At 61.2% G+C, this 14,777-nt stretch carries 12 protein-coding genes and 1 tRNA gene; 10 read left to right on the forward strand and 3 right to left on the reverse strand.

Translation table 11 applies throughout. The annotated features are described in order from the left end of the window. Positions 1–172 precede the first annotated feature (172 nt). Both IH881_09765 and IH881_09770 read right to left on the reverse strand, forming a co-directional pair. Positions 173–883 (reverse strand): transposase, encoded by a 711-nt coding sequence (locus IH881_09765; protein ID MCH7867972.1) that lies wholly within the window; start codon positions 881–883, stop codon positions 173–175. A 251-nt stretch (positions 884–1,134) separates the two neighbouring features. Beyond that, the gene (locus tag IH881_09770) at positions 1,135–1,980 is read right to left on the reverse strand and encodes a GDP-mannose 4,6-dehydratase (protein MCH7867973.1); all 846 of its coding nucleotides are present in this window, start codon (positions 1,978–1,980) and stop codon (positions 1,135–1,137) included. Here IH881_09770 and IH881_09775 point away from each other — a divergent pair. The 5 genes from IH881_09775 (at position 1,979) to IH881_09795 (ending at position 6,614) form a co-directional block, all read left to right on the forward strand. Beyond that, positions 1,979–2,677, forward strand: a complete 699-nt coding sequence (locus IH881_09775; protein MCH7867974.1) for an AAA family ATPase — start codon at positions 1,979–1,981, stop codon at positions 2,675–2,677. The genes IH881_09770 and IH881_09775 overlap by 2 nt on opposite strands. A gap of 277 nt (positions 2,678–2,954) precedes the next feature. Continuing rightward, the gene (locus IH881_09780; GenBank protein MCH7867975.1) at positions 2,955–4,640 is read left to right on the forward strand and encodes a response regulator; all 1,686 of its coding nucleotides are present in this window, start codon (positions 2,955–2,957) and stop codon (positions 4,638–4,640) included. A gap of 102 nt (positions 4,641–4,742) precedes the next feature. Continuing rightward, complete coding sequence (locus IH881_09785; protein ID MCH7867976.1) at positions 4,743–5,369, forward strand: hypothetical protein; 627 nt, start codon at positions 4,743–4,745, stop codon at positions 5,367–5,369. 88 nt (positions 5,370–5,457) lie between these two features. Further along, positions 5,458–5,534, forward strand: a tRNA-Met gene (locus tag IH881_09790). A gap of 189 nt (positions 5,535–5,723) precedes the next feature. Beyond that, positions 5,724–6,614, forward strand: a complete 891-nt coding sequence (locus tag IH881_09795) for a sulfotransferase domain-containing protein (GenBank protein MCH7867977.1) — start codon at positions 5,724–5,726, stop codon at positions 6,612–6,614. Positions 6,615–6,654: 40 nt separating this feature from the next. On the opposite strand, the gene IH881_09800 is transcribed toward IH881_09795, so the two are convergent. Then, complete coding sequence (locus IH881_09800) at positions 6,655–8,262, reverse strand: AMP-binding protein (protein ID MCH7867978.1); 1,608 nt, start codon at positions 8,260–8,262, stop codon at positions 6,655–6,657. A gap of 87 nt (positions 8,263–8,349) precedes the next feature. Here IH881_09800 and tilS point away from each other — a divergent pair, with 87 nt between their 5' ends. The 5 genes from tilS to IH881_09825 all read left to right on the forward strand — a co-directional run bounded on the left by tilS (position 8,350) and on the right by IH881_09825 (position 14,726). Next, entirely contained in the window at positions 8,350–9,372 is a 1,023-nt protein-coding gene (gene tilS, locus IH881_09805) for a tRNA lysidine(34) synthetase TilS (protein MCH7867979.1), read from the forward strand. Between the two features lie 359 nt (positions 9,373–9,731). Continuing rightward, positions 9,732–11,630: an ATP-dependent zinc metalloprotease FtsH gene (gene ftsH, locus IH881_09810; protein ID MCH7867980.1), complete on the forward strand. Its 1,899-nt coding sequence runs from the start codon at positions 9,732–9,734 to the stop codon at positions 11,628–11,630. Positions 11,631–11,691: 61 nt separating this feature from the next. After that, positions 11,692–12,576, forward strand: coding sequence for a TIGR00159 family protein (locus IH881_09815; protein MCH7867981.1), 885 nt, complete (start codon positions 11,692–11,694; stop codon positions 12,574–12,576). A gap of 84 nt (positions 12,577–12,660) precedes the next feature. Then, entirely contained in the window at positions 12,661–13,359 is a 699-nt protein-coding gene (locus tag IH881_09820; protein ID MCH7867982.1) for a hypothetical protein, read from the forward strand. Beyond that, positions 13,356–14,726, forward strand: a complete 1,371-nt coding sequence (locus tag IH881_09825) for a phosphoglucosamine mutase (GenBank protein MCH7867983.1) — start codon at positions 13,356–13,358, stop codon at positions 14,724–14,726. Before IH881_09820 ends, IH881_09825 begins: the two co-directional genes overlap by 4 nt. Positions 14,727–14,777: the final 51 nt, after the last annotated feature.

A 14,777-nucleotide genomic window follows, 5' to 3' on the forward strand; every position in this document is an offset into this window, starting at 1 on the left:
GGTCATTCCATGCGAGGCGTTGACGCTTTCATTTAGTTACGGGGCTTTGGGAGTGAGGCTCGGGGGGATCCTTCTACCCGGCTTGGTTGCCCGTTGGGCGGTTAGGGAAAGGGCGGTTTGGTAGTGCGGACGGGGTGGGCGTCGGCGAGAGGGTTGGGGTGGGGGAGAGTTTTTAGCCAGGTATTGCGGAGAGGTCGATTAGACCGCGTCTGCGCCAGCCTTTGTTGAGGAGCCAGCTTGCTGCCTTGGCGACTCCTACTACTTCCTGAGTGGCTGCCTTCACTCGCAAGCTCTCAGAGCTTGCGCGCCAGCCGTCGAACTGGCTGCCCGAAGAGGCCTCGTCGATCTTCACCGGCGGCGCATGCCCGTTCCGCTGTTTGAAGTGCTTTCGGATATTGAGAAGTACGTAGCGAAGCGCGTTTCGCACCTGTGTGGGGGACGTGAGAAGCTGAACATGATAACGGCCTGCAATCACCTTACCGGTGCGCTTGAAGACACGATTCACAGCCAATGCAAACCGAGCAGCAATCGACTTCATGCCCCGGGAGAGGGCATCCTGAGACTCGGCCTCAACGATCATGTGAAGATGATTGTGCTGGATGGAATACTCAACCAACCGAAAGTCGCCGCGCTCACACCCCTGGGCGAAGGTCTTCCGCACTTCCATCACGAGTGATCGTTGCCGAAGGTTCGAGAGCCCCTTTACAACGCGCAACGTCACATGGGCAGGAGTGAGTTCATTGAAATTAGATCGCTGTCGATGAGGCACTTGGCCCCGCACCAACCGCTTGGCACCAGCCCCTTTGCGCGGGCCGCCATGCCCAGAGGTCATGCGCTTCTGCATGACGAAGTCAGCGAGTTCGAGCTGCTTGATTACTGCCATGCCTCTACTGTAGCAGAAACCATCGCCCTTACCAACCTAATAATGCGTCAGATAAACAAAATAAATACAACCACAACCCGTAAACTTTCATTCACCCACTGTCCGCGCCACCGCAATGCCCATCAACGGCTACCACTCCCGAAACTGCCCTTTCCCTCATTGCGCAAATGGCAACAAGCCCAGTAAAGCAAGCCCCCCGAGCCTCATCCTCAAAGCCCCGCAACAACCCAACCCCACCAGCGCGTAAGCCCTTACCCTCCACGCCCCGCACGCCACCCTCCAAGCAGTCCCGCCAACGTCTCCCGCAACGCAATTCTCGGTCGCCACCCCGTAGCGCTCTGTAGCCGCGCCGGATCTCCTACCAATTTATCCGTAGGCCGGAAGTATTCGGGGTTGATCGAGACTTCGGGATCAATTCCCGCAAGCTCAATCAGTGTCTCCAACAGCGTCGCAATCTTCAGCGGGATGCCGCTCGCGACATTGAAGACTTGGGGTTCGATTGCGGGGTCGAGCAGCAAGATATATGCGCTGACGACGTCTTCGACGTCGAGAAAGTCGCGCACCGATTCCAAGTTTCCCACGGTCATTCTCGGTTCGCGGATACCGTCTGCAATTTCTGCGATCTGTCGGGCGAAACTCGAGGCGACGAAGGTGTCGGATTGGCCGGCTCCCGTGTGATTGAATGAGCGGGTGCGCACGATGTTCAGGCCGCGCTCGGTTGCGAGGGCACCGAGCAACTCGCAGGCGACCTTGGTGCGGGCGTAGGGCGAGCCCGGCCGCAAGCCGCTTTCTTCTGTGTAGGCGAGAGCGTCTGCCCGGGTGGTCATGTAGCCGTCGGCGGTACCCACGAGGAGGACGCGAGTGCTGGGCATGCGTCGTTCGACGATGTCGATCAGATTGCGTGTTCCGAGGTAGTTGACCCGGAAGCTGTCGACCGGATCGCGCCAGGAAGCTGCGACCGAGCTTTGGGCGGCGAGGTGAACAATTGCATCGGGGGCTACCCGTACGAGTTCGGCCTCGAACGGGTCGAGGTCGCGAATGTCGAGGTTGTCCCCCGCGGCAAAGGCTTCGTGGCCTTCCGCGACCAAGCGGGGCATGAATCGACTTCCCACGAATCCGGACGCGCCGGTCAAGAAGACTCGCATGGGAGCGCAGGCTGCCAGAGCCGTTGGAGCCCCGCAATGGGTGGGGGAGTCGCTCCCGCGCTTGACCCGCACGATTCAAAGCACTAGGTGTCCGTGCATGATCGTAGGTGTGGCGGGGCGAAACGGCGCCGGCAAGGGCGAAGTCATCAAACTCCTGGAAGCCAAGGGCTACCTGGCGTTTTCGTTGTCCGACGTGATCCGCGATGTTCTCGGCGAGCGGGGGCTCGAGCCTAGTCGCGAGCGCATGATCGAGACCGGGCGCGAATTACGCGCCGAGGGGGGAGCCGGGGTCCTGGGCGAACGACTGCTCGCAAAGATGCAGGGCGATCGTGACTATGCGATCGATTCGGTTCGTCATCCCGCCGAGGTCGATGCACTGCGCGCCGGAGGGCAGCCCTTCCTCTTGCTCTGGGTCACGGCCGATGAAGTAGTGCGCTTTGATCGCATGCAGGCGCGGGGACGGGTAGGTGATCCCGAAACCCTGGAAGCACTGCGTGCGCTCGAGTCGCGAGAGCTCGGGAGTGCCGATCCAGCTGCGCAGCAGCTCGATGCCGTGGAGAAAATCAGCGACCAGGTGCTGCACAATGATCGCGGGCTCGAAGCCTTGTCCGAAGCACTCGAGCTGGCGCTCAGCGCCGCTTCGGTCTGAGCGCGTTCCGCTCGTTCGATCAAATTCCAGTCGCACTGTATGCGATCGACTCGATCGCAAATCCCCATGCTGAGCGTCGGGTTTTGTCCCGCGGATGCCCAGTGGTTTGCCTCAATCTAGTCGGGTTTTCAGCCGAAAGATTTACCTGCAATTGCCGCGTTCCGCGCGCGTTGCATTCCTAGAGGGGAACGAGTGGATAGGCTGAGTCGACACCGCGGACACCGTGATCAATGGGTTCGAGCCGAGGGCAGTGAACGAGTGCGCAGGGGAGGCGTTGATGCGGCCTAGTCCTTTGCGTCTGATGGACCATCGCGAGTTTCCGGTGCTCTACGTCGACGATGAACCCGACAACCTGCGAATTTTCGAGCTGACCTTCCGACGAGATTTCAAGATCCTGACGGCGGCGAGTGCAGAAGAGGGCCTCGAAATATTAAACGACAACCCGATCGCCGTCGTGTTGTCGGACCAGCGAATGCCGGGGATGACCGGCGTTGAGTTCCTGGCACGCGTGCGAGAGATCGATCCCCAGACCATTCGCATGCTGGTCACAGCCTACGGGGACGCAGAAACCCTGGGCGTCGCGATCAACGATGGCAGCATCTATCGCTACATCGCCAAGCCCTGGTCTCCTGATGATCTGGGCATGGCCCTGCGACGCGGAATCGAAGCCTACGCCCTGGACCGCGAGCGCGATTCGCTGATCCGGGAACTCACGCAGCTCAACCAGCTTTCGAGGAATTTACATAGGGAACTGGATCTCGAGCGAGTGATCGATGTATTGCTGCAGGCTATCCACGAAGAGTTGGAATTCGACGGCGTGGCACTGTTGTTCTTCGACGAATCGGGCGACCGACTCCGCTGGGCCGGGGCGGAGCCTCGCGACGAGGTCGCCGTCGAAATACAGAAGCTCGAAATCCGCCGCAGCAACGCACGCGAGTTCATCGAAGATCTCCAACGCGGTTCGACGCGGACATTGCGCGCCGAACAAGCGCAGGATATCCCTCGCGTCTTGCGCGACTGGCTGACCGAAGTGTCGGCAGACGAAATCTTCGTTGTCCCGCTTCGCGGTCCGAGCGGAGTGATCGGTGCGCTGGCGATAGACAATCGCAGCGGTGGCAAACGCTTCGGGGCCGACGACCAGATGTTGCTCGAAGGCATCGCGACCCAGGCAGTGATCGCGATCGAAAACGCGCGCATCGTCGCGGCCCTGCGCACAGCCCAGCACCACGTGCAACGCGCTGACCGGCTCGGAACCCTCGGCACCCTGGCGGCCGGCCTCGCTCACGAAATCAACAATCCACTGGTCTCGATTCAGACCTTTCTCTCGTTGGCCCCGGAGAAGCGCAATACCCCCGACGACACGGAGTTTTGGCAGACCTATCACCAGCTGGCCTGCACCGAACTGGATCGCATCCGCGGGCTGGTCTCGAGCATGTCGCGACTGGCTCACGGGGGTACCGAGCGCGGCGAACCCGGCCAGGTGTGTCTTTCGACCATGGCTGAAGAAGTTGCGGTGTTACTTCAGGCCGAAGTGCAGGACGCGGGCATTCAATTGGTGCTCGACTGTGAGCCCGGGACGCCGCCGGTCTTTGGCGTGAGTTCGCACCTTCAGCAAGTCATGCTGAACCTCGTATGCAACGCGATCGCGGCAACACCTGAAGGGGGAGAAGTCGCCATTCGGGTGTCCCTCGACAGGGATGGAGAACGCGAGACGGTGTGTCTCCTCGTCGAGGATTCGGGCATCGGGATGGACGAAGAGAATCTCGAGCGGATCTTCGATCCCTTCTTCACCACCAAGGATCCCGATCAGGGAACGGGTCTGGGATTGATGATTACCGATCGAATCGTGCGCGATCACGACGGCTCGATCGAGGTGAGAAGTCGTCCCGGTGAAGGGTCGCGCTTCTGGGTTCGGCTGCCAGTCAAAGCCCCAATCGGTTCCGCAGAACTGCCCTCCGCTTGACGCCCCACGCCCGATGACAGACACTTCGCGCGCCCTGGCATCGGGCTGCGCATCGCTCTTCGCAGTTCGGCGCCCCAGCCTCGCGCCAGCAGCGGTCGCAACTTGGAGAAATCTGTTCTGCAAAAACGAACATCGAATATTGCCGCGGCGAGCGCCGCGCTGCTGATCCTGGTCGCGGCAAGTCTCGCCCAGGGCGAGGGACCGGTGCGGATCGCGATCTTGCCCATCGTCGTGCACAGTGCTGACGACCCGACCTACCTGCGCAACGGATTGGCAGACATGCTCTCGTCGAGAATCGAGCAGGCCGGCGGATTTGAAGTCGTTCGCATCGACGATCTCGCAGCGGCAACCACCCGGCGATCCGAAGCAATCGAATCGGGACTCGAGGTCGGAGTCGAGTACGTGCTCTTTGGCTCGTTTACGCGCTTTGGCGCCGGCGCCAGTCTCGACATGCAATGCGTCTCTACGCGGGAGGATTTCGAGGGCGATTCTCTGCGCGAGATTTTCGTCCACACCGGGAGCATTGGAGAGGTCATTGCAGATCTCGACGAATTAGTCGGCAAAGTGGGGCGCTTTGCAATCGAGGGATTCGTGGCCAAGGCCGATGTCGCGTCCCCGCCGCCCGCCGGCGGAGATTCCGATGCGACTGCGCAACTCGAGGAGCGCATTCGGAACCTCGAAAAGGCCGTGGCCAATCTCTCCGCCTCGGTCGAATCCGCAAAACCGTAGTGCCCGAGAGATTTTGCGAGCCATGGCTCGCCGGGCGACGACCTTGCGCTAGTGTTCGCGCCGCCTCGGAGCGGGGTCGGAAATTTCTGGCGGTGTAGCTCAGTCGGTTAGAGCGACGGCTTCATAAGCCGTAGGTCGCTGGTTCAAGTCCAGCCACCGCTACCACTCAAGTTCCCGACATAGGACGATAATTCGTCTTGCGGGGTGGCCAGCCGACTGGCTGCGAAATACGGACCGTCCGGCATTCGCCCCGTTCGTGGCGTCGCCGGGCTTCCGGACAAGTCCGAACCGCACGATTTGCGCTCGGGATTAGAGACGACGAATCGGATGTCCGTCTGCTAGGCTCCCCCGGAGATGTCGCGAACAGACCTCGAGACCTCCACCAGCGAGGCCGTGGCAGCCTCTCTGATCCCCAAACCAGCCCGGTTGTGGGTTTCTCATCGCTATCGCGCGTGGCGCGAGGGGCAGGACGCCCGTGCCTGCGACGCAATGGTGCTCTCGCGCGCCAAGAGCGGTCGCACCTGGCTGCGGGCCATGCTTTCGCGGCTCTACCAGCAGCATTACGGCCTCGAAGAAGCCCAGCTGCTCGAGTTCGACAATTTTCATCGACAAAACGCCGAGATCCCGACGTTCTACTTTACCCACGGCCAATACCTGCGGAAGCGCTTCGAGGACGCGGAATGGAGCCGCAGCTTCGGCGACCGGCGCATCGTGTTTCTCGTCAGGAATCCGTGCGACGTCGCGGTCTCCGAGTACTTTCAGTCGACCAAGCGCGCAAGTGACCGCAAGGTCGAGCTCTACGGAGTGGATCGCGACGCGTCTATGTTCGACTTCGTGATGAGCGGGCCCATCGGCCTGCCGTCCATCGTCGAGTACCTGAACGGGTGGGCGCCCATCATGGCCGCGCACGGGCATGCGTTGGTCGTTCGCTACGAAGACCTCCGGGCCGACCCGGTGCGGGGTCTGGGCCGGGTGTCCCGGTTCCTCGATGAGCCGTTTTCGGAGCAGGAGATCGCCGAGGCGGTCGAGTTCGCCGACTTCGAAAACCTGAAGGAACTCGAGCGCACGAATTTCTTCAACAACAAGCGCCTGAGTCCGAAGAATCCGGACGACCCCGACTCCTTCAAGGTGCGGCGCGGAAAGGTCGGCGGCTACGCGGACTACTTCGACGCGGAGCAGGTCGAGACGATGGAACAATACGTCCGCGGCCACCTCGATCCGGTCTTCGACTACTTCCGCAGCTAGCAGCCCGTTGTTTCATCGGATAAAGCCGCGCGCGGTACACTCAACCCAGTCGGTGTTTTTGAACCTTGCCGGAGGCCGTCTTCGGTAGCGAAGCCACTGCATGGAAACTGTGCGGAAGCTTGTAGCTCGCCAGTTTTTCCCGCCCCCACTCGCGCAGTGCCTGTGGGTCGCAGTCACATTCCGCCGCCATCACTACGTACGCGGAGCCGACTTCTCCCCACTCGTCATGGGGGATCCCGACGACGGCAATTTCGAGAATTGCGGGATGTTTCTGGTAGGCGGCCTCTACTTCCGCCGGGTATACGTTCTCGCCGCCGGAGATGAACATTTCTCGCGAGCGACCCACCAGGGTGATGAACCCTTCGCGATCGATGCGGGCCAGGTCTCCCGTCAGCAGCCAGCCCTCGCGCAAGGTTTCGCGGGTGGCTTCTTCCTGGCGCCAGTAGGCCAACATCGTGATGGGACCGCGCACGACGATTTCGCCAACTTGCGAGATGTCCCCGGGTTCTTCTTCCCCGGACGCGGCGACGTCTTCCCAGTTGGCAGGGCTTCCCGCGAGACTCTTGCGATTCACCACCCGCAGTTCCAGATGTTCGAGCGGTCGCCCCACACTCCCGGCCTTGCGCAGCGCCTGGTCCACGTCCAGACAGCACAGCATGGAAGTTTCCGTCTGGCCGTACCCTTGCTTGAGAATCACGCCCCGTTCGGCGAAGGCGCGGATGGTCTGGATCGAGGCGGCAGCGCCGGCAGCAAAGAGGAACTTCAGCGAACTCAGGTCGAAGTGCGACGGCGCGGATTGTTGTAGACGCTTGAGCAGCCGCTCATAGTGGGTCGGCACGCCTCCCATGTAGGTGATCTGATGGCGCGGGATCGACTCGAGTACCGCCTCGGCGTCGAAACCCGATTGCAAGACGACGCAGGCTCCGGCGTGAAAGATCGGAAGCGACAAGATGTGCAGTCCCAGGGAATGGAAGAGTGGGGTGACCACGAGGCAGCGATCGTCGGCTTGAATTGCAAAGCAGCCTTCGGCGTTCAGGCTGTTGAAGAGCGCCTTGCGGTGGGGGAGCAGGGCGCCCTTCGGCGCGCCGGTGGTACCGGACGTGTACATCAGCAGCATCGGATCGTCGGCGCGCACGGGGAGGTTGTCGTGCAGGGGCGAGGTCGCCCGAAGTTGGATTCTCCAGTCGTCCGGGTCCCGGGGAACCGAGATGCGATCGATTGCGGCGCCGGGAACCCGGTCCAGCAACGCATCGGATTTTTCATCCGAAAGCACCAACCGGGGCGTTGCGTCCGCGAGAATGAACTCGAGTTCAGCGGCTGCGAGTCGCGTGTTGATCGGGAGCGTGATGGCGCCAATCCTCGCGCCGGCGAAAACCGCCTCGAGGTATGCCGGATGGTTGTCGAGCAGGATTGCGATGCGATCTCCGGGGACGACACCGCGTTCGACAAAGAGCTGAGCGAGCTTTGCGACGTCGTCTTCGAAGGCCGTGTAGGAACGGGTGTAGCTGCGGCCCTCGCGCTCGAAGACGAGGGCGCATCGCTCGCCGCCGAGCTCGGCCCAGTGGGAGATCCAGCTACCCGGATTGTGGGTTGCGTGTGCGGTCGCGGGGTCGGCGAGTGGGCGGTGTGAACGATCGGTGGGGGACACGGCTGCGAGGAGTAACTGTATTGGGGGTGGATTGCCAGGGTGCTGGCTCGAGCCGGTGCGTGTGGGGATTGAAGCTAGAATCTTTCCATGGATGCGGTTCTTGGGAAAATTGAGCAAGCGGTCGAGTCCTTGGGGTTGAGGGGGCAGCACATTCTCGTGGCTGTGTCCGGTGGGTTGGACTCGAGTGTGTTGCTTCACGCATTGGCGGCTGTGACGGATTCTTGCGGTCTTCGTGTTTCGGTGGGCCATGTCAATCACGGGCTTCGCGGGGCGGAATCGGAAGGGGATCAAAAAGCAGTCGAGGCGATGGCCGTGGGTTTGGGACTGCCGTGTCGGGTAACTCGGATCGAGGTGGAATCGGCTCGCGAAGGACATTCGAGTCGCAGCCGGCCGACCCCACAAGAGGCGGCGAGGACGCTGCGATATGAAGCGTTGGAAGCAATGGCCGAAACGCTCGCCGCCGATCGCATCGCCACCGCACACCATTTGGACGACCAGGCCGAAACCGTCTTGATGCGGATGCTTCGGGGTTGCGGGCCCGATGGACTGGGCGGGATTGCGGAATCGAGTCGCGACGGTTTGATCGTGCGGCCGCTGCTCTGGGCAAGCCTGGCGGAAATCCGCGCGTACGCTGAGGCCGCGGGAGTCGTGTGGCGCGAGGACAGTTCGAACGCGAGCGACCGGTATACCCGCAACCGCGTTCGTCGCGATTGGCTACCTGCGCTGTCCGAAGCCTTCAACCCGCAACTTGCGCGCACGCTCGGGCAGCTGGCTGAATCACACCGACGCGACGCGGAATGGATTGCCGATCTCGTCGAAGCCGAGTTTCGCAATCGTTTCGAGATCGACAGTGAGCAGCGCATCAAGATCCCGAAGGCCGGTTGGGGGGAGGTTCCGGAAGCGCTCGCGCGGAGGCTGGTGGTACGCGCATTTCACGAACTCGGGGCCGGTCGCGACCTGAGTCGGGTACACATTGAGCGCACCTTGGCATTCCTGCGCGAGGGAGTGAGCGCTCCCGGAGGACGCGAGGTGGAATTGCCGGGGGGACTGCGCTTGCTCAGGACCCGACAGCACCTTCTCCTCTACCGGAAAAATCCGGAATCCGCCTAATTCGGGTAATGCGGCCCGCGCCATGCTAGTCTCGCAAGTTGTGCTGCTAGTTCGGCCAGTTGGAAGCAGAAAGCCTCAGCCAGCCCCGCTGCTGCCGCGGTATTCCGGGGATGAAAAATCGAACCCATCGCAATCGGTTGGCATCCATTCAAGGCGGGGGCTTTGTGGACCGATTCCCATAGTAGGGACAGCCGAGTCGGGGCGGGATTTCGAGCATTTTCGGGGTCCGCTCGCCGGTACATGTCGGTACCTAGAGAGTGGTAGAGAGTGGTAGAGAGCGGTGAAAAGAGCGGTGAAGAGCCGAGTGAAATGAATTCGAAGCGCCAGGGGACTACGTGAACCAGCAATTTTATAAGAACATGGCGCTATGGGTAGTCATCCTCGTCGTCATCTTGCTGCTCGTCACCATGCTGAATCAGGACGAGGTCGCACCGCCCGAACTCGCGTTCAGCGAGTTTTTGAGCAACGTCGAAGACGCCAACATAGAGAGCTTGGTCATCGAAGAGGGCGCCATCAAGGGGAGGCTCAACGACGGGAGTGAGTTCACCACCTTCGCCCCGGTCGTGACCCAGGAACTCATCGTCTTGTTGCGCGAGCACGACGTTCGCTTCTCGGCCCGACCCAAGGACGAAGGCAGTTTCTGGCGCCAAATCCTGATCATGTGGTTCCCGTTGTTGCTGTTCATCGGGCTCTGGATCTTTTTCATTCGGCAGATGCAATCCGGCGGCGGCAAGGCGATGAGCTTCGGCAAGTCGAAAGCTCGGATGCTCACGGAAAACGATATCCAGGTGACGTTTGCGGACGTTGCGGGCATCGAAGAATCCAAGTTGGAACTCCAGGAGATCATCGAGTTCTTGAAAGAGCCGAAGAAGTTCACGCGTCTCGGCGGCCGGATTCCCAAGGGCGTGTTGTTGGTAGGGCCTCCAGGGACGGGCAAAACCCTGCTCGCGCGTGCGGTGGCTGGGGAGGCCTCGGTTCCGTTCTTCGCGATTGCGGGTTCAGACTTTGTGGAAATGTTCGTGGGCGTGGGCGCATCGCGAGTGCGGGATCTCTTTCTTCAGGGCAAGAAACACGCGCCGTGCATCATCTTCATCGACGAAATTGACGCAGTGGGCCGCCACCGCGGCGCGGGTCTCGGCGGCGGACACGACGAACGCGAACAGACCTTGAACCAACTGCTGGTCGAGATGGATGGTTTTGAGAGCAACGAAGGCGTGATCCTGGTGGCGGCAACCAACCGTCCGGACGTGCTCGACCCGGCGCTGTTGCGGCCGGGGCGCTTCGATCGACGCGTGGTCGTCGGTCGGCCCGATCTTCGCGGACGCTACGAAATCCTCAAGATCCACACCCGCAGGGTTCCCCTCGCCGACGATGTCGATCTCCATATCCAGGCCCGAGGAACTCCGGGGATGGTCGGCGCAGATCTACAGAACCTGGTCAACGAGGCCGCACTGCTCGCGGCGCGCCGCGATGCGGTACGGGTTGCCCACTCGGACTTCGAGGACGCCAAGGACAAGGTCATGCTCGGGACAGAGCGCCGCAGCTTGATCATGAGTGATGAAGACAAGCGCATTACCGCCTATCACGAAGCGGGGCATGCGCTGATTTGCTTGCTCACGCCCGAAGAATCGGATCCCGTCCACAAGGTGACGATCATCCCACGCGGTATGTCACTGGGGGTGACCCAGACGATGCCGGTCGAGGATCGTTTCAACCTGACCAAGGTCCAGCTCCACGCGCAAATCCGTCACGCCATGGGGGGCAGGGCGGCGGAAGAACTCGTTTTTGGTCACTTCTCGACAGGGGCCTCAAATGATCTCGAGCAGGCTACCACCTGGGCGCGTAAAATGATCTGCCAGTACGGCATGAGTGATCTTTTGGGCCCGGTCAGCTACGGCGAAAACAGCTCTGATGTTTTCCTCGGGCGCGACATCATGTCGCAGAAGAATTACAGCGAGAAGAAGGCCGAAGAAATCGACGCAGAAGTATCCTCTACCCTGCGCCAAAAATACGACGAAGCCCTCAAGCTGCTGGTCGACAACCGCGATGTGCTCGATCGCATCGCCCTCGCGCTACTCGAAAGAGAAACGTTGGGAACGGCTGACCTCGACCTGCTGCTAAACAACCAAGAGCTCCCTCCGCTCGAAGACATCATTCAAGATGAGTCTGCCAAGGGGACCGACAAGAAGTCGGAATCTGAACCGAGTGGCGGATTTTCCGGTGGGAACGTTCCCGATCCGGAGCCGATGCCGAGCTAGCTGAATGCGCGGCTCGAACGAGTAGGGACGAGGCGCTGATCGGCGCGAGGAGGGGCCTCAGGTGATTCAGTATCTGTGGGCATACTTGACGGATTCGTGGGCGCAATTCGCTCTCGACTTCGATCCCTTCCGCGATTCGATCGACATCATGCTGGTCACCGCCGGAATCTATTGGCTATTGCTGCTGATTCGCGGCACCCGCGCCGTGCAGATCCTGGTCGGCCTGATCGTCCTGATGGCGGCCAGCCTGGCATCCAAATCCCTTGAACTCGTCGCGGTGGGGATCGTGCTCGACAACTTCCTGAACAACGCGCCGCTGATCATGGTCGTGCTGTTTCAGCACGACATTCGGCGGGCGCTCGCGCGGGTGGGTCGAGGATTCTTTCCGGTGGTCTCCGCACAACAAGAGTCGCAGATCGTCGAAGAAGTGGTGCGTGCCGCGCAGACCCTGGCCCGCCGCAAAATTGGTGCGCTCATGGTGCTCGAGCGCGAGAGCGCTCTGGCTGACCAGGTCGAGGTGGGTACCCGAATCGATTCTGCCGTGACGAAGGACCTGCTCGCGTCGATTTTCGCGCCATCTTCTCCTCTGCACGATGGCGCTGCACTGATTCAGGACGGTCGCATCGCGGCCGTGGGTTGTATCCTCCCGCTGACGTTGAAAGCGGACTTGCCCGAAGGCGTGGGGACTCGGCACCGAGCGGCGGTCGGGATCACCGAGGAAACGGACGCGGTGGTGATCGTGGTGTCCGAGGAAACTGGAACCATCTCGATCGTCATGGCGGGCGAGATGCTGCGCGGACTCGATGCCCCGCAGCTGCGCGTGGCGTTGCGCGAAATTCTCGTCAACGAACGCCGCGAACTCCCGACGATCGAGGAAATCGCGCGTCCGCTCGAGGTTGCGGATGCGGGCGATCCGGGACTCGAATCCAATCGTTCGGGAATCTAGCTAGCGGGTACGATGAATTGGCAGGGCAATGGCAAAGAGCAAGCATGGAGAAAGGCAGAGAGGGGAGGCGGTCGTAACCATCACATGTCGCATCGTCTGACCAATTTACGCCCCGGGGCACTGGCGCTCGCGCTGGTCATCGCAGTGATTCTCTGGGGACTGGCTCACGGAGCTTCGTCGATCGAGCGCGCGTACGATGTTCCGGTCGAACTCGAGGCCATGAGCGAGGAGTTGGTCGTGACCGACCAGACTCCAACGCACATCAACGTGCGAATCATGGGCAGTCAGGCTGCCCTGCGAAACGTTGATCCCAGTAAGCTTCGCTATCCCATCGATGTTTCGGGGAGCAAACCCGGGGATGCCGACTTCGAAGTCGATGTCTCCAATGTCGTATTGCCCCGCGGTGCGCGCATCGTGAGTCGATCGCCCTCTCGCATCTTCATCCACTTCGAGCCCCGGGGCCGCAAGGCCGTGGGGATTCGAGTCGATACCTCGGGTACGCTTCCCGAGGGCTATGTGCTCGAACGCGTCGAAGTCCTGCCCAGTCACGTCTGGTTGACCGGTGCGCGCGGGCACGTGCTGAGACTGCGCGAAGTCGTAACCGAGCCCATCGATCTGACCGGCCTCAACGCCAATGAAGAACGGGAAGTCAGCCTGTTGCTCGGTGCGGGCACAGTCCGAATGGAAAAGGAAGAAGCTGTGCGCGTGGTGCTGCACATTGCGCCCGAACCGGTCGAGGAACTCGATTCCGAGACCGCCGAAGAATCGCTGAAGGAATCATGAGCAGAACCGGCAAGAAGCTGTTTGGAACCGATGGCGTCCGGGGCGAGGCGAACGTCTATCCGATGACCGCCGAGGTGGCACTGGCGCTCGGCCAGGCGATCGCATTTGTGTTTCGCGGGCGCGGCGGGCGAGACAAACACCGCATCCTGATCGGCAAGGACACTCGGCTTTCCGGATACATGTTCGAAGATGCCCTGGCGGCGGGAATTACCTCGATGGGTGTCGATGTGCTTCAGGTGGGGCCGATGCCCACTCCGGCGCTGTCGTTCCTCACCACCGACATGCGTTGCGATGCGGGCGTGATGATTTCCGCGAGCCACAATTCCTATGAGGACAATGGGATCAAGTTCTTCGGTCAGGACGGCTTCAAGCTCGCCGACTCGATCGAAAGGCGCATTGAAGATTTGTTGGGTTCGGAAGAGCTGCGTGCCGGGCTCGCGACATCGGACCAATTGGGGGCCGCTCGGCGTATCGATGACGCCGCCGCTCGCTACATAGTGAAGCTGAAGAGCGGGTTTCCTCTGGATCGCGACCTTAACGATTTTCGCATCGTGCTCGATTGCGCAAATGGCGCGGCGTACAAGGTGGGCCCGGTGGTCTTGTGGGAATTGGGCGCGGACGTTCACAGCATGGGGATCGAACCCAACGGTCGCAACATCAATGCGGATTGCGGCTCACTGTACCCTGAAAAAATGGCCGAGCGAGTCGAAGAAGTCAGTGCCGATATAGGGATTGCGCTCGACGGGGATGCAGACCGGGTGGTCCTGGTCGACGAACGGGGAAAGGTTTTGGACGGCGACATGTTGCTCTCGCTGTGTGCGCGGGACATGAACAGCCGCGGTTGTCTGCGCGGCGGCGGCGTGGTCGCGACGGTCATGAGCAACCTCGGCCTCGAAAAAGACCTCGAAGGCCAGGGCCTGAAACTGCGCCGCACCCAGGTGGGCGATCGCTATGTGGTCGAAGCCATGCGAGAGCACGGTTATAACTTGGGCGGCGAGCAGTCGGGCCACTTGATATTCCTGGACCACGCCAGCACTGGCGATGGCCTGAATACTGCGCTCCAGGTTCTGAGCATCATGGCACGGACTGGAAAAAAGCTTTCGGAATTGATCGAGGGCTTCCAGCGCTTTCCCCAGGTCTTGCTCGGTGTTCGCGTAGTGGAAAAGAAGCCGATCGAATCGCTGCCGAGCGTGCAGCAGGCCATTCGAGAAGTCGAAGCGGAGCTGGGCGACCGCGGTCGTGTGTTGATCCGCTACAGCGGCACCGAACTCCTGGCCAGGATCATGGTCGAGGGCGAAAGCGAAGACAACGTTCAGGCAATTGCGCAGCGTCTGGCGGAAGAACTTGCCCGCGCTCTCGCGGCTTGAAGCCAATCTGCGTACGTCCCTGCGGTTTATCCATTTCGTTTGCGGGTTCAG

The sequence above is a fragment of the Myxococcales bacterium genome (assembly GCA_022563535.1).
Classification (GTDB): Bacteria; Myxococcota_A; UBA9160; order UBA9160; family UBA4427; genus DUBZ01.